This is a genomic window from Hydrogenophaga sedimenti (genome assembly GCF_051857515.1).
GTDB lineage: Bacteria > Pseudomonadota > Gammaproteobacteria > Burkholderiales > Burkholderiaceae_C > Hydrogenophaga.
The window spans coordinates 383,137-397,204 of sequence record NZ_JBPZHA010000003.1; the positions used below are offsets into that span (position 1 = coordinate 383,137).

The 14,068-nt window shown below is 63.8% G+C and carries 23 protein-coding genes and 1 tRNA gene; 5 read left to right on the top strand and 19 right to left on the bottom strand.

The annotated features are described in order from the left end of the window. The 5 genes from ACS5NL_RS06870 (at window position 1) to ACS5NL_RS06890 (ending at window position 4,855) form a co-directional block, all read left to right on the top strand. Complete coding sequence (locus ACS5NL_RS06870) at window positions 1-480, top strand: MarR family winged helix-turn-helix transcriptional regulator (protein ID WP_439352896.1); 480 nt, start codon at window positions 1-3, stop codon at window positions 478-480. Beyond that, window positions 477-1,331 carry an enoyl-CoA hydratase family protein gene (locus ACS5NL_RS06875; protein WP_439352897.1) on the top strand — a complete coding sequence of 285 codons (855 nt, stop codon included), beginning with the start codon at window positions 477-479 and terminating at the stop codon, window positions 1,329-1,331. The genes ACS5NL_RS06870 and ACS5NL_RS06875 overlap by 4 nt, the downstream gene beginning before the upstream one ends. Before the next feature lie 120 nt (window positions 1,332-1,451). Continuing rightward, window positions 1,452-2,657, top strand: coding sequence for an acyl-CoA dehydrogenase family protein (locus ACS5NL_RS06880; protein ID WP_439352898.1), 1,206 nt, complete (start codon window positions 1,452-1,454; stop codon window positions 2,655-2,657). A gap of 13 nt (window positions 2,658-2,670) precedes the next feature. Then, window positions 2,671-4,440: an AMP-binding protein gene (locus ACS5NL_RS06885; RefSeq protein ID WP_439352899.1), complete on the top strand. Its 1,770-nt coding sequence runs from the start codon at window positions 2,671-2,673 to the stop codon at window positions 4,438-4,440. 22 nt (window positions 4,441-4,462) lie between these two features. Then, on the top strand, window positions 4,463-4,855 hold the full coding sequence (locus tag ACS5NL_RS06890) for a RidA family protein (protein ID WP_439352900.1): 393 nt from the start codon (window positions 4,463-4,465) through the stop codon (window positions 4,853-4,855). Window positions 4,856-4,934: 79 nt separating this feature from the next. On the opposite strand, the gene ACS5NL_RS06895 is transcribed toward ACS5NL_RS06890, so the two are convergent. The 19 genes from ACS5NL_RS06895 to rplN form a co-directional block, all read right to left on the bottom strand. Next, window positions 4,935-5,011, bottom strand: a tRNA-Met gene (locus ACS5NL_RS06895). A 17-nt stretch (window positions 5,012-5,028) separates the two neighbouring features. Beyond that, on the bottom strand, window positions 5,029-5,424 hold the full coding sequence (gene rplQ / locus ACS5NL_RS06900) for a 50S ribosomal protein L17 (RefSeq protein ID WP_066157198.1): 396 nt from the start codon (window positions 5,422-5,424) through the stop codon (window positions 5,029-5,031). Window positions 5,425-5,497: 73 nt separating this feature from the next. Then, the gene (locus tag ACS5NL_RS06905; RefSeq protein ID WP_439352901.1) at window positions 5,498-6,484 is read right to left on the bottom strand and encodes a DNA-directed RNA polymerase subunit alpha; all 987 of its coding nucleotides are present in this window, start codon (window positions 6,482-6,484) and stop codon (window positions 5,498-5,500) included. 94 nt (window positions 6,485-6,578) lie between these two features. Next, window positions 6,579-7,202, bottom strand: a complete 624-nt coding sequence (rpsD, locus tag ACS5NL_RS06910; protein ID WP_411364883.1) for a 30S ribosomal protein S4 — start codon at window positions 7,200-7,202, stop codon at window positions 6,579-6,581. A gap of 172 nt (window positions 7,203-7,374) precedes the next feature. Next, entirely contained in the window at window positions 7,375-7,779 is a 405-nt protein-coding gene (gene rpsK, locus ACS5NL_RS06915) for a 30S ribosomal protein S11 (protein ID WP_066253431.1), read from the bottom strand. 17 nt (window positions 7,780-7,796) lie between these two features. After that, window positions 7,797-8,162 (bottom strand): 30S ribosomal protein S13, encoded by a 366-nt coding sequence (rpsM, locus tag ACS5NL_RS06920; protein ID WP_411364882.1) that lies wholly within the window; start codon window positions 8,160-8,162, stop codon window positions 7,797-7,799. A 23-nt stretch (window positions 8,163-8,185) separates the two neighbouring features. Next, entirely contained in the window at window positions 8,186-8,299 is a 114-nt protein-coding gene (gene rpmJ / locus ACS5NL_RS06925; protein ID WP_066157211.1) for a 50S ribosomal protein L36, read from the bottom strand. Between the two features lie 41 nt (window positions 8,300-8,340). Beyond that, a complete protein-coding gene (gene infA / locus ACS5NL_RS06930) occupies window positions 8,341-8,559 on the bottom strand; it encodes a translation initiation factor IF-1 (protein WP_411364881.1) in 219 nt (72 codons plus the stop codon). Between the two features lie 16 nt (window positions 8,560-8,575). Beyond that, a complete protein-coding gene (secY, locus tag ACS5NL_RS06935) occupies window positions 8,576-9,889 on the bottom strand; it encodes a preprotein translocase subunit SecY (RefSeq protein WP_439352902.1) in 1,314 nt (437 codons plus the stop codon). A gap of 23 nt (window positions 9,890-9,912) precedes the next feature. Further along, window positions 9,913-10,344: a 50S ribosomal protein L15 gene (gene rplO, locus ACS5NL_RS06940; RefSeq protein WP_439352903.1), complete on the bottom strand. Its 432-nt coding sequence runs from the start codon at window positions 10,342-10,344 to the stop codon at window positions 9,913-9,915. 28 nt (window positions 10,345-10,372) lie between these two features. After that, complete coding sequence (gene rpmD / locus ACS5NL_RS06945) at window positions 10,373-10,555, bottom strand: 50S ribosomal protein L30 (RefSeq protein WP_066157720.1); 183 nt, start codon at window positions 10,553-10,555, stop codon at window positions 10,373-10,375. A gap of 11 nt (window positions 10,556-10,566) precedes the next feature. Beyond that, a complete protein-coding gene (gene rpsE, locus ACS5NL_RS06950; RefSeq protein WP_411364878.1) occupies window positions 10,567-11,085 on the bottom strand; it encodes a 30S ribosomal protein S5 in 519 nt (172 codons plus the stop codon). A gap of 18 nt (window positions 11,086-11,103) precedes the next feature. Continuing rightward, window positions 11,104-11,469 carry a 50S ribosomal protein L18 gene (rplR, locus tag ACS5NL_RS06955; protein WP_439352904.1) on the bottom strand — a complete coding sequence of 122 codons (366 nt, stop codon included), beginning with the start codon at window positions 11,467-11,469 and terminating at the stop codon, window positions 11,104-11,106. An 11-nt stretch (window positions 11,470-11,480) separates the two neighbouring features. Further along, complete coding sequence (rplF, locus tag ACS5NL_RS06960) at window positions 11,481-12,014, bottom strand: 50S ribosomal protein L6 (RefSeq protein WP_439352905.1); 534 nt, start codon at window positions 12,012-12,014, stop codon at window positions 11,481-11,483. A gap of 24 nt (window positions 12,015-12,038) precedes the next feature. Then, the gene (rpsH, locus tag ACS5NL_RS06965) at window positions 12,039-12,434 is read right to left on the bottom strand and encodes a 30S ribosomal protein S8 (RefSeq protein ID WP_411364875.1); all 396 of its coding nucleotides are present in this window, start codon (window positions 12,432-12,434) and stop codon (window positions 12,039-12,041) included. 18 nt (window positions 12,435-12,452) lie between these two features. Then, entirely contained in the window at window positions 12,453-12,758 is a 306-nt protein-coding gene (rpsN, locus tag ACS5NL_RS06970; protein WP_411364874.1) for a 30S ribosomal protein S14, read from the bottom strand. Window positions 12,759-12,766: 8 nt separating this feature from the next. Beyond that, entirely contained in the window at window positions 12,767-13,306 is a 540-nt protein-coding gene (gene rplE, locus ACS5NL_RS06975) for a 50S ribosomal protein L5 (protein ID WP_439352906.1), read from the bottom strand. Between the two features lie 2 nt (window positions 13,307-13,308). Next, on the bottom strand, window positions 13,309-13,629 hold the full coding sequence (gene rplX, locus ACS5NL_RS06980; RefSeq protein WP_439352907.1) for a 50S ribosomal protein L24: 321 nt from the start codon (window positions 13,627-13,629) through the stop codon (window positions 13,309-13,311). A 9-nt stretch (window positions 13,630-13,638) separates the two neighbouring features. Beyond that, a complete protein-coding gene (gene rplN / locus ACS5NL_RS06985) occupies window positions 13,639-14,007 on the bottom strand; it encodes a 50S ribosomal protein L14 (RefSeq protein ID WP_009514936.1) in 369 nt (122 codons plus the stop codon). Between the last annotated feature and the right edge of the window lie 61 nt (window positions 14,008-14,068).

The window sequence follows — 14,068 nt, forward strand, 5'->3', positions numbered from 1 at the left end:
ATGCCCACCGACACCCTCGACCTCGAAGCACGCGCCCACAGCGAACACGCGCAGGAGCTGCGCCTCTGGCTGCGGCTGCTGGCCTGCTCGCAACTGATCGAAAAGCGCGTGCGCGCCGGCCTGCGCGAGCAGTTCGACACCACCCTGCCCCGCTTCGACCTCATGGCCCAGCTCGAACGCCACCCCGAGGGCCTAAAGATGAAGGAGCTGTCGCAGCGCCTCATGGTCACTGGCGGCAACGTCACCGGCATCACCGACCAGCTGGTGGCCGAAGGCCTGGTCGAACGCATGGGCGTCGAGGGCGACCGCCGCGCCTTCCTCGTGCGCCTCACGCCCGAAGGACGCAGTGGTTTCGAGCGCATGGCCGTGCAGCACGAGCAGTGGATCGTGCAGGCCTTCGAAGGCCTCGCTCCGCGCGAGCTCGACCAGTTGCACAAGCTGCTGGGCAAAGTCAAACAGCACCAGATGGAGATCGAATGAAACACCCCATCCCCGACCACAACCCGATGCGGGGCCAGTACAGCTCCGTGGGCGACCGCGCGCCGCAACACTTCGCGCTCAGCGTGGCCGACGGTGTCGCCACCGTCACGCTCAACCGGCCCGAGCGCAAGAACCCGCTGACCTTCGACTCCTACGCCGAACTGCGCGACTGGTTCCTCGGTCTGCAGCGCGCCACCGACATCAAGGCCGTGGTGCTCACCGGCGCGGGCGGCAACTTCTGCTCGGGTGGCGACGTGCACGAAATCATCGGCCCGCTCACGAAGATGACGATGCCCGAGCTGCTGGCCTTCACCCGCATGACCGGCGCGCTGGTCAGCGCCATGCGCGCCTGCCCGCAGCCCATCGTGGCGGCGCTGGACGGCGTGTGCGCGGGGGCCGGCGCCATGATGGCGCTCGCTTCCGATCTGCGACTGGGCACGCCCGCCGCCACCGTCGCCTTCCTGTTCACCCGGGTCGGCCTGGCCGGTGCCGACATGGGCGCCTGCGCCCTGCTGCCGCGCATGATCGGCCAGGGCCGCGCCAGCGAGCTGCTGTTCACCGGCCGCGCCATGACCGCCAGTGAAGGCCACGCCTGGGGCTTCTTCAACGCGCTGCACGAGAGCGACGCCCTGCTGCCCGCCGCACACAAGCTGGCGACGCAACTGGCGCAGGGGCCTACGTTCGCGCACGGCATGACCAAGACCATGCTGCACCAGGAGTGGGCCATGGCGCTGGACCAGGCGATCGAGGCCGAAGCCCAGGCGCAGGCCATCTGCATGCAGACGCAGGACTTCCGACGCGCTTACGAAGCCTTCGCGGCCAAGCAGCGCCCGCAGTTCGAAGGAGATTAGTCATGAATCCCCCCTGCGCCGCTTCGCGTCTTCCCCCCGGGGGGACCGCACCTTCGGCCCGGCGAAGCCGGTTCCGCGGTGCGTGCTGGATCAACTACCCGTCACGCCAAGAGTCCTGACATGGTCGCCTTCGAACACTCCCACCCACACGGTGCGCTGGCGCCGACTGCGCACCTCGAACTGCCCTTCTTCGACGACGCCCACCGCGCGCTCGCCAATGGTCTCGTGGCCTGGGCGCGCGAACAGCGTGTCGACGAGTCCGACGACCGCGCCGCCTGCCGCGACTGGGTGCAGCGCCTGGGCTCCGCCGGCTGGCTGCGCTACTGCGTGCCCGAAGCGCACGGCGGCGCGCTGCCCGCACTGGACTCGCGCGCACTGGTGATCCTGCGCGAGACCCTGGCCTTTCACTCGCCGCTGGCCGACTTTGCGTTTGCCATGCAGGGCCTGGGCAGCGGCGCCATCACGCTGGCCGGCACACCCGAGCAGCGTTCGCGTTACCTGCCCGCGGTGGCCTCGGGCGAGAAGATCGCCGCCTTCGCGCTGAGCGAGCCGGAGGCCGGCTCCGACGTCGCCGCCATGGCCCTGCGCGCCACGCAGACGCCCACAGGCTGGCAACTCAACGGCCAGAAGACCTGGATCAGCAACGGCGGCATGGCCGACTTCTACCTCACCTTCGCCAAGACCGAGCCCGACGCCGGCGCACGCGGCATCAGCGCCTTCATCGTCGACGCCGACGCACCTGGCCTGGACAGCAGCGCGCACATCCAGGTGATGGCGCCGCACCCGCTGGCCACGCTCACGTTCAGCGACTGCGCCGTGGGCCAGAACGCGCTGGTCGGCCCTGTCAACGGCGGCTTCAAGCTCGCCATGCAGACGCTGGACATCTTCCGCGCCTCGGTCGCTGCGGCGGCACTGGGCATGGCGCGCCGCGCCTTTGCCGAAGCAGTGGCGCACGCCAAGAGCCGCAAGATGTTCGGCCAGACCCTGGCCGACTTCCAGCTCACGCAGGCGAAGCTGGGCGAGATGGGCGCGCTCATCGACGCCGCCGCGATGCTGACCTACCGCGCGGCCTGGATGCGCGACCGCAGTGCCACCAGTGGCGCCGGCACACCGGCCTACACGGCCGCCGCCGCCAGCGCCAAGCTCACCGCGACCGAGAACGCGCAGAAGGTCATCGACATGGCGCTGCAGATGTTCGGCGGCCGTGGCGTGCAGGTGGGCAACGTGGTCGAGCACCTCTACCGCGACATCCGCTCGCTGCGCATCTACGAGGGCGCCAGCGAAGTGCAGCTGCTCATCCTAGGCAAACACGCCCTGAAGGCCTGACCCGGAGACCCCTATGCCCAGCAACGTAGACACAGAAGTGCCTTCTTCCAGCGGTAGCCGCGGAACCGGCTTTGCCGGGCCGCCAGCTGCGCCCCCTGCAGGGGGTCGCGCGCAGCGCGGCGGGGGGGAACCCATTGCTTCTGCCCAGATCGACCGTTTCGTCCACGACCGCCTACCCCCACCGCACCAGTGGCCCGAGCTGCGTTACGACCTGCCCGAACTGCAACAGATCCCCGCGCAGCTCAACGTGGTGCAGGCGCTGTTCGAGCGCGCCTTCACCGCCGGCCACGCCGACCGGCCGCTGTTCCGCAGCGACGAGCGCACGCTGAGCTATGCCCAGGCCCGCGCCGAAGTGAACCGCTTCGCCAACGTGCTGGCCGGCATGGGCCTGCAACCCGGCCAGCGCGTGCTGCTGCGCGGCGGCAATTCGGTGGCCATGGCGCTGGCCTGGCTGGCCGTGGTGCAGAGCGGCCTGATCGCGGTGGCGACCATGCCGCTGCTGCGCGCGACCGAACTCAAGGCCATTCTCGACAAGGCAAAACCCTCGGCCGCGCTGTGCGACGTGAAGCTGCAGGACGAACTCAAGGCCGCCCTCGCGCAGAGCCCGGAGACGGCGGCGCTGCCGCTGCGCCTGTTCAACACCGGCGACGCTGCGGTGGTGCTGACCGATTCCCTCGAAGCCCTGGCCCGCCATGCGAGCGACCAGGCCACGCCCTGCCCGACCAGCGCCGACGACATTGCCTTGCTGGCCTTCACCTCCGGCACCACCGGCAGCCCGAAGGCCGCCGTGCACACGCACCGCGACGTGTTCGCCGCCTGCGAGACCTGGCCGCGCCACGTGCTGCGCGCCACGCCCGACGACATCGTCATGGGCTCTCCGCCCCTGGCCTTCACCTTCGGACTGGGTGGCCTGCTGGTGTTTCCCATGTGGGCGGGCGCCTCGGTGTACTTCCCGAGCATCCCCTACACGCCCGAGGCCATGGTCCGGCTCATCGGCCAGGTCGGCGCCACCATCTGCTACACCGCGCCCACCTTCTACCGCCAGATGGCGCCGTTCGCGAAGCAGCACGGCATCGGCCAGCTGCGCACCAGCGTGAGCGCGGGCGAAGGTCTGCCCGACGCCACGCGCCAGCTCTGGAAGGACGCGAGCGGCCTCGAAATGCTCGACGGCATTGGCGCCACCGAGATGTTCCACATCTTCATCTCGGCCGCGCCCGAGGACGTGAAGCGCGGCGCCATCGGACGCGTCGTGCCCGGCTACGAAGCGAAGATCGTGGACGAACAGGGCCACGACCTGCCCCGTGGTCAGGTGGGCCGCCTTGCCGTCAAGGGCCCGACCGGCTGCAAGTACCTCGACGATGCGCGCCAGGCCAACTACGTGCAAGCCGGCTGGAACTTCCCCGGCGACGCGTTCCTGCAGGACGACGACGGCTACTTCATTTACCAGGCCCGCACCGACGACATGATCATCACGGCGGGCTACAACGTGGCCGGGCCGGAGGTCGAGGCCGCCTTGCTTCAGCACCCGGCGGTGGCCGAATGCGGCGTGGTCGGCAAGCCCGACGAGGAACGCGGCATGGTCATCCTGGCCTATGTGGTGCTCAAGCCCGGTCAGCCCGCCGACACGGCCCAGGTCAAGGCCCTGCAGGACCACGTCAAGCACACGCTGGCACCCTACAAATACCCGCGCGAAGTGCGCTTCGTCAGCGCCCTGCCCCGCACCGAAACCGGCAAGCTGCAGCGCTTTGCGTTGCGCAAGATGGCCACCGGCGCGGCCACCTGACTTTCCACGAAAGAGACACCCCATGCAATTCCTGCAACCGCCCGGCTGGGCCACACCCAAGGGCTACGCCAATGGCGTGGCCGCCAAAGGCACCCTCGTCTTCGTTGGCGGCCAGATCGGCTGGAACGGCGAGCAGCAGTTCGAGTCCGACGACTTCATCGCCCAGACAAAACAGGCGCTGCAGAACGTGCATGCCGTGCTGGCCTGTGCTGGAGCCGGTCCGGAACACATGGTGCGCATGACCTGGTACATCACCGACCGCGACGAGTACAACACGCGCCTGCGCGAGCTGGGCACGGTCTACCGCGAGGTGATGGGCAAGTGTTTCCCGGCCATGACCTGCGTGGAAGTCAGCCGGCTGGTGGAGTCGCGGGCGAAAGTGGAGATCGAGGTCACGGCGGTGGTGCCGGACTGACCCGCAACATCATTGCGGCCAGAAACAAAAAAAGCCCGCTGATGCGGGCTTTTTTGAGGAACTCTGGCAAGTTCCGGATTGGTTGCGGAGGCAAGATTTGAACTTGCGACCTTTGGGTTATGAGCCCAACGAGCTACCAGGCTGCTCCACTCCGCGTCAAGCCTTGTATTCTATCACGCTTTCGCGTCATCGGCGGCCGGTGCAGCATCTTCTGCACGATCCACCAGTTCGACCAGCGCCATCGGTGCGTTGTCGCCCACGCGGAAACCCATCTTCAGGATGCGGGTGTAGCCACCGGGACGGGCCTTGAAACGCGGGCCCAGTTCGTCGAACAGCTTCACGACCACATCGCGGTCGCGCAGGCGGTTGAAGGCCAGGCGGCGATTGGCCACGGTGGCTTCCTTGGCCAGGGTGATCATGGGCTCGACCACGCGGCGCAGTTCCTTGGCCTTGGGCAGGGTGGTCTTGATGACTTCGTGCGTCAGCAGCGAGTTCATCATGTTGCGCAGCATCGCCTGGCGATGCTCGCTGGTGCGGTTGAGTTTGCGAAGTCCGTGTCCGTGACGCATGGTGATTTCCTTTCAGTGTTTTGCCCCCAGCCGGATCAGGTACTGGGAGTTCGTCAGACGTTGATTGACGGGATCAGTGTTTGTCGAGACCAGCCGGCGGCCAGTTTTCGAGCTTCATGCCCAAGGTCAGGCCGCGCGAAGCGAGCACTTCCTTGATTTCGTTGAGCGACTTGCGACCCAGGTTGGGGGTCTTGAGCAGCTCGTTCTCGGTGCGCTGGATCAGGTCACCGATGTAATAGATGTTTTCGGCCTTGAGGCAGTTGGCCGAACGCACGGTGAGTTCGAGCTCGTCCACAGGGCGCAGCAGGATCGGGTCGAACTGCTGCGAGCTGCGCTGGGCGGGCTGGTCGAACGCCGACAGTTCCACGCCTTCGAGCTGAGCGAACACCGCCAGCTGTTCCACCAGGATCTTGGCAGAGGCGCGCACGGCTTCTTCCGGACCGATCGAACCGTTGGTTTCGATTTCCAGCACCAGCTTGTCCAGGTCGGTACGTTGCTCGACGCGGGCGCTTTCGACCGTGTAGCTCACGCGCTTGACCGGCGAGAAAGAGGCGTCGAGAACGATGCGACCCAGCGAGCGCGAAGCGTCGTCGTTGCGACGCAGGCTGCCCGGCACGTAACCACGGCCCTTTTCGACCTTGATCTGCATGTCCAGCTTGGCACCGGCAGACAGCGTGGCAATCGCGTGACCAGGGTTGACGATCTCAACGTCGTGCGGCGTCTGGATGTCGGCGGCCGTGACCACACCTTCGCCATCCTTGCGCAGGCTCAGGGTCACTTCATCGCGGTTGTGCAGCTTGAAGACCACGCCCTTGAGGTTCAGGAGCATGTTGACAACGTCTTCCTGGACGCCGTCGATGGAGGAGTACTCGTGCACCACACCAGCGATGGTCACCTCGGTCGGCGCATGACCGACCATGGACGACAGCAGCACACGGCGCAGGGCATTGCCCAGGGTGTGCCCATAACCGCGTTCAAAAGGCTCCAGAGTCACCTTGGCGCGGTTGGTCGAGAGTTGCTCGACATTGATGGTTTTGGGCTTGAGCAGATTGTTCAGCATTCAAACTTCCTTCAGTTCCCTCGGCTCGTTACACCGATAAGGCAGACGGAGCATGGCCCGGCCGCGCCAGAGGCGACGACGACCGGGAACGAAATTAACGCGAGTACAGTTCGACGATCAGAGATTCGTTGATCTCGGCGCCGAATTCATCGCGGTCAGGGGTCTTCTTGAAGACGCCTTCGGCCTTGTCGGCCGACACTTCCACCCATGCGGGGAAGCCGATCTGCTTGGCCAGTTCCAGGGCCTCGATCACTCGGGCCTGTTTCTTGGACTTTTCACGCACCGCAACCACGTCACCGGCCTTGACCGAATACGACGGGATGTTCACCGGCTTGCCGTTGACCGTGATGGCCTTGTGCGACACGATCTGGCGTGCTTCGGCGCGGGTCGAAGCGAAGCCCATGCGGAACACGACGTTGTCCAGGCGCGATTCCAGCAGGAACAGCAGGTTGGCACCGGTGTTGCCACGGCGACGGTCGGCTTCGGCGAAGTAGCGGCGGAACTGGCGTTCCAGCACGCCGTAGGTGCGCTTGACCTTCTGCTTTTCGCGCAGCTGCAGACCGAAGTCGGAGGTGCGCTGACCCGAAGTGCGGCCATGCTGGCCGGGCTTGGAGTCGAACTTGGCCTTGTCGCTGATGGAGCGGCGGGCGCTCTTGAGCAACAGGTCGGCGCCTTCACGGCGGGAAAGTTTGGCCTTGGGGCCGAGGTAACGTGCCACGTTGGGTTCCTTGATGATGTCTGCCGCAACCCACACCGGAAGGTGTCATTGCGGGAGCTTTTCCTGGCGAGGAAAAGCGGTGGGCTTAGCAAAAATGCCACCGCAGGCGACTGCGGTGGCGCTCAAAAAAGCTTTTGATTGTACCGCTTTCGCGGCACCTCCTGACGGAGGCTCAGATACGGCGACGCTTTTGCGGGCGGCAGCCGTTGTGCGGAACCGGCGTCACGTCGGAGATCGACGTGATGCGGATGCCCAGGGCGCCCAGGGCGCGCACAGAGGATTCACGGCCAGGGCCGGGACCCTTGATCTCGACGTCCAGGTTCTTGATGCCCTGTTCGATGGCTGCGCGGCCAGCCACTTCCGACGCGACCTGCGCGGCGAACGGCGTGGACTTGCGCGAGCCCTTGAAGCCCTGACCACCCGACGAAGCCCAGGACAACGCATTGCCCTGGCGGTCGGTGATGGTGATGATGGTGTTGTTGAACGAAGCGTGCACGTGCGCAATGCCGTCCGCCACGTTCTTGCGGACCTTCTTGCGGACGCGGGCGGCCGCCGAGCTGTTGGGAGCTTTAGCCATGTTTCTCTTTCAACCGATTATTTCTTGAGCGACTGGGCGGCCTTGCGGGGACCCTTGCGCGTACGGGCATTGGTCTTGGTGCGCTGACCACGCACGGGCAGACCGCGGCGGTGGCGGAAGCCACGGTAGCAGCCGATGTCCATCAGACGCTTGATGTTCATCGTGGTCTCGCGGCGCAGGTCACCTTCAATGGTGAACGTGCCGACCTGGTCACGGACTTTTTCGAGTTCCGCGTCGCTCAGGTCCTTGATCTTCTTGGCGTAGTCGATGCCACACGCTTCGCAGATCTTGCGAGCGCGGGTGCGACCGATGCCGAAGATTGCCGTCAAGCCGATCTCGGCGTGCTTGTGAGGCGGGATGTTGATGCCTGCAATACGAGCCATGTTGGTTCCTCTGAACTTCCGAATCAGCCTTGACGCTGCTTGTGGCGCGGGTCGGTGCAGATAACCCGCACGACGCCCTTGCGCTTGATGATCTTACAGTTGCGGCACATTTTCTTGACCGACGCCGAAACTCTCATAGTCTTCTCCTAGATATTCCAAAACATTCAATGCCGACTGGTCACTTCGCCCGAAACACGATCCGTGCCCGGGTCAGGTCGTAGGGAGTCAGCTCCACTTTGACCTTGTCGCCGGGAAGGATCCGGATGTAATGCATCCGCATCTTGCCGGAGATGTGCCCGAGCACCACATGTCCGTTTTCCAGTTTGACCCGGAAGGTTGCGTTAGGTAGGTTTTCCACCACCTCGCCCTGCATTTCAATCACATCGTCTTTTGACATACGACAGAACCGGAATTCAGGACTTGAAATTGGCCTTTTTCAACAGTGATTCGTACTGCTGGGACATCATGTAGTTCTGCACCTGGGCCATGAAGTCCATGGTCACAACCACAATGATCAGCAGCGAAGTACCACCGAAATAAAACGGCACGTTGTACTTCAGGATCAGGAATTCGGGCAACAGGCAGACTGCCGTGATGTAAACCGCTCCGGCCAGCGTCAGACGCAGCAGGATCTTGTCGATGTAGCGGGCCGTCTGGTCACCGGGACGGATCCCGGGAATGAAGGCTCCACTCTTCTTCAGGTTGTCGGCGGTTTCGCGGCTGTTGAACACCAGCGCCGTGTAGAAGAAGCAGAAAAACACGATGGCTGCAGCGTACAGCGCCACATAGATCGGCTGGCCAGGGGACAGCGCCGAGGCGATGTCGCGCAACCAGCGGGTCGAGTCACCGGTGCTCACCCAGCTGACGATGGTGGTCGGCAACAGGATGATGGACGAGGCGAAGATCGGCGGGATCACGCCAGCCATGTTCAGCTTGAGCGGCAGGTGGGACGACTGACCGCCGTACACCTTGTTGCCCACCTGACGGCGTGCGTAGTTCACCAGGATCTTGCGCTGACCGCGTTCGACGAACACCACGGCGAAGGTCACCAGACCCACCAGCACAATGATGAACAGCGCCACCAGGATGTTCATGGCACCGGTTCGCACCAGTTCCAGAAGGCCGCCGACCGCATTGGGCAGGCCCGCAGCGATGCCGGCAAAGATCAGGATCGAGATCCCGTTGCCCAGACCACGCTCGGTGATCTGCTCACCCAGCCACATCAGGAACATCGTGCCGGCCACCAGGCTGACCACAGCGGTCAGACGGAAGCCCATGCCGGGGCTGATCACCAGGCCCGCCTGGCTTTCCAGCGCGAGGGCGATGCCCATGGCCTGGAAAATGGCCAGACCCAAGGTGCCGTAGCGGGTATAGGCGGTGACCTTGCGACGACCGGCTTCGCCTTCCTTCTTCAACTGCTCGAAAGACGGGACGACATAGGTCATCAGCTGCATGATGATCGATGCCGAGATGTACGGCATGATCCCCAGTGCGAACACCGTGAAGCGCTTGAGGGCGCCACCCGAGAACATGTTGAACAGGCCGAGGATGCCTCCACCGCCGGCCTGGCCCTTGAACATCTGTTCAAGCTGCGCAGGGTCGATCCCCGGAACGGGAATGTGAGCCCCGATCCGGTACACCACCAGTGCCAGCAACAGGAAAACCAGTCGGCGACGCAGGTCGCCGAACTTTCCAGTCTTGGCCAGGGTCGTGGAGCCAGTTGCCACAGGATGCCTTTGTCGAATGCCGATCAGGCCAGCGAACCGCCGGCAGCCTCGATCGCAGCCTTGGCACCAGCCGTGGCAGCGACACCCTTGAGCTTGACAGCGCGGGTGACTTCACCGGTCTTGACGACCTTCACGCGCTTGGCCAGCTGGGCCACGAGGCCTGCCTGCTTGAGCACGAGGATGTCGATCTCGGCGGCGTCGACCGTGTTCAGGTCGGCCAGCGTGACTTCGGCGTTGAACTGCAGCTGGGCGGACTTGAAGCCACGCTTGGGCAGACGGCGTTGCAGCGGCATCTGACCGCCTTCAAAGCCGACCTTGTGGTAACCGCCGGAGCGGGACTTCTGACCCTTGTGGCCACGACCAGCGGTCTTGCCCAGGCCGGAGCCGATGCCACGACCGACGCGACGCTTGGCGTGCTTGGCGCCCGCTGCGGGTTGAATGGTGTTGAGTTCCATGACGAATGAGTCCTCTTCGGTCGGGTGCTTACAGCACCTTCACCAGGTAGGCGATCTTGTTGATCATGCCGCGCACGGCGGGTGTGTCCTGCAGTTCGCTCACGCTATTGAGCTTGCGCAGACCCAGGCCACGCACGGTGTCGCGGTGAGATTGCTTGGTGCCAATGGGACTGCGCACCAGTTGGACCTTGACGGTGTTTTGGGTGGTCATGATCGTTCCAATCAGCCGAGGATCTCTTCCACCGACTTGCCACGCTTGGCAGCGACTTCGGCAGGAGTGGTCGAGTTCTTCAGTGCGTCCAGCGTGGCGCGCACCAGGTTGTAGGGATTGCTCGAGCCATGGCTCTTGGCCACGACGTCGGTGATGCCCAGCACTTCGAAGACAGCGCGCATCGGGCCGCCAGCGATGATGCCAGTACCCTTGGCGGCCGGCAGCATCATGACGTTGGAGGCGCCGTGTTCGCCGTGCACCGCGTGGTGCAGCGAACCGTTCTTGAGGGCGACCTTCACCATGTTGCGGCGGGCCTGCTCCATGGCCTTCTGCACAGCCACGGGCACTTCGCGGGCCTTGCCCTTGCCCATGCCGACACGGCCGTCGCCGTCACCGACCACGGTCAGCGCTGCGAAACCGAGGATACGACCACCCTTGACCACCTTGGTCACGCGGTTGATCGCGATCATCTTCTCGCGCAGGCCGTCGTCGTTCGCTTCGTTCTTTACATTCGCCGTAAATTTAGCCATTTTGAGTATTCCGCTTGATCAGAACTGCAGACCGGCTTCACGAGCCGCGTCGGCGAGGGCCTTGACACGGCCGTGGTAGGCAAAACCGGAGCGATCGAAGGCGACCTTCTCGATGCCGGCGGCCTTGGCCTTCTCGGCAATGCGCTTGCCGATCAGCGTGGCCGCAGCGGTGTTGCCACCCTTGCCGGCCGCGCCCAGTTCCTTGCGGACTTCGGCTTCGGCGGTGGAGGCGGAGGCCAGCACCTTGGAGCCGTCGCCGGAGATGACGCTGGCGTAGATGTGCAGGTTGGTGCGGTTCACGGTCAGGCGAACGGCGCCCTGTTGCGCAATGCGAATGCGCGTTTGACGGGCCCGACGGAGACGTTGCTCTTTTTTGGTCAACATGATCCTGGTCCTTATTTCTTCTTGGTTTCCTTGATCACGACCTTCTCATCCGAATAACGGATGCCCTTGCCCTTGTAGGGCTCGGGAGGGCGCACTGCGCGCACTTCGGAGGCGATCTGGCCCACGCGCTGACGGTCAGCGCCCTTGATGACCACTTCGGTCGGCGACGGGGTTTCCACCTTGATGCCGGCAGGCATCTCGATTTCGACCGGGTGCGAGAAACCGACGTTCAGGTTCAGCTTGGTGCCCTGGGCCTGGGCCTTGTAGCCCACGCCGATCAGGGTCAGCTTCTTCTCGAAACCCTTGCTCACACCGTTGACCATGTTGTTCACCAGCTGACGCATGGTGCCGGACATGGCGTTGGCTTCGCGGGACTCGTTCACCGGGGCGAACGACAGCGAACCAGCGTTGTTTTCAACCTTGACCAGGGCGTTTTGCGCCAGAGCCAGGGCACCCAGGGCACCCTTGACATTGATCAGGTTGTCTTTGACGGTCACTTCGACCCCGGCGGGGACGGCAACCGGCTGCTTACCAATACGCGACATTTCAGTTACTCCTCAATGCCCGCATCAGGCGACGTAACACAGGACTTCGCCGCCGACACCAGTGGCGCGGGCCTTGCGGTCGGTCATCACGCCCTTGGGAGTGGTGACGATGGCGACGCCCAGGCCGTTCTGGACCTGCGGCAGCGCATCGCGGCCGCGGTAGATGCGCAGACCGGGCTTGCTCACACGCTCAATGCGCTCGATCACAGGACGACCGGCGTAGTACTTCAGGGCGATTTCCAGCTGGCTCTTGCCAGCTTCGTTCGTCACCTTGAAACCGTCGATATAACCCTCGTCCTTCAGGACTTGGGCAATCGCGGCCTTGACCTTGGACGCCGGCATCGACACGGTGGACTTTTCGACCATCTGCGCGTTGCGGATGCGGGTCAACATGTCGGCAATAGGATCACTCATGCTCATTTGTGGTTCTCCTAATGCTTACCAGCTGGCTTTGGTGATGCCGGGGATCTCGCCGGCAAAGGCCATCTCACGGACCTTGGCACGGGCCAGGCCGAAGTAGGCGAACGTGCCACGCGGACGACCGGTGATCTCGCAGCGGTTGCGCTGGCGGGTCGGGTTCGAATTGCGGGGCAGCTTCTGCAGCGCCTGACGAGCAGCGTCGCGCTCTTCATCAGAGTGCTTGGCGCTGGTCGAGATCGACTTCAGTTCAGCGTATTTCTTGGCGAACTTGGCGGCGAGCTTCTCGCGCTTGAGTTCACGTTGGAGTAGTGCTTGTTTAGCCACGCGCCACCTCAGTTCTTGAACGGGAAACGGAAACCAGCCAGCAGAGCCTTGCACTCTTCGTCGGTCTTGGCGGTTGTCGTGATGCTGATGTTCAGGCCGCGCAGGGCATCGACCTTGTCGTACTCGATCTCGGGGAAGATGATCTGTTCCTTGACGCCGATGTTGTAGTTGCCACGGCCGTCGAACGCCTTGCCCGAAATACCACGGAAGTCACGCACGCGGGGCAGAGCCACGGTAACGAAACGGTCCAGGAATTCGTACATCTGTGCACCACGCAGGGTGACCATGCAACCGATGGGTTGCTGTTCGCGGATCTTGAAACCGGCGATGGCCTTTTTGGCCTTGGTCACGACCGGCTTCTGGCCAGCGATCTTGGTCAGGTCGCCCACGGCGTTGTCCATGACCTTCTTGTCGGCAACGGCCTCGCTCACACCCATGTTCAGGGTGATCTTGGTGATGCGGGGCACCTGCATCGGGGACTTGTAGCCGAACTTCTTGGTCAGTTCGGGCGCGACCTTGTCGCGGTAGATTTCTTGAAAGCGTGTCATGGTCATGCCACCTTGATTTCTTCGCCGCTGGACTTGAAGACGCGCACTTTCTTGCCGTCAGCCAGTTGCTTGATACCCACGCGATCGGCCTTGCCCGTGGCGCCATTGAAGATGGCCACGTTGGACTGGTGGATGGACATGGTCTTCTCGACGATGCCGCCAGTCACACCCTTCATGGGGTTCGGCTTGGCGTGCTTCTTGACGATGTTGACGCCCTCGACCACAACGCGGTCTTCGGCGGCACGATCCAGCACCTTGCCGCGCTTGCCCTTGTCGCGACCGGCGATGACGATGACTTCGTCGCCCTTACGAATCTTGTTCATGGTGAATCCTCAGAGAACCTCAGGGGCCAGGGACACGATCTTCATGAACTTCTCGGTACGCAGTTCACGCGTGACCGGGCCGAAGATGCGGGTGCCGATGGGCTCCAGCTTGGCGTTGAGCAGCACGGCGGCATTGCCGTCGAATTTGATCAGGGCGCCATCCTGGCGACGGATGCCCTTGGCGGTGCGGACCACCACAGCGTTGTAAACCTCGCCTTTTTTGACGCGGCCACGGGGCGCTGCTTCCTTGATGCTGACTTTGATGACATCACCCACGCTGGCGTAGCGGCGCTTGGAGCCACCGAGCACCTTGATGCACATCACGGACTTGGCACCCGTGTTGTCAGCAACATCGAGTCGAGATTGCGTTTGGATCATTTGATTTAAGTCCCAACTTGAATCCTGCCAGCCACCACGGCCGGAAGTGATCAGTCTTGGG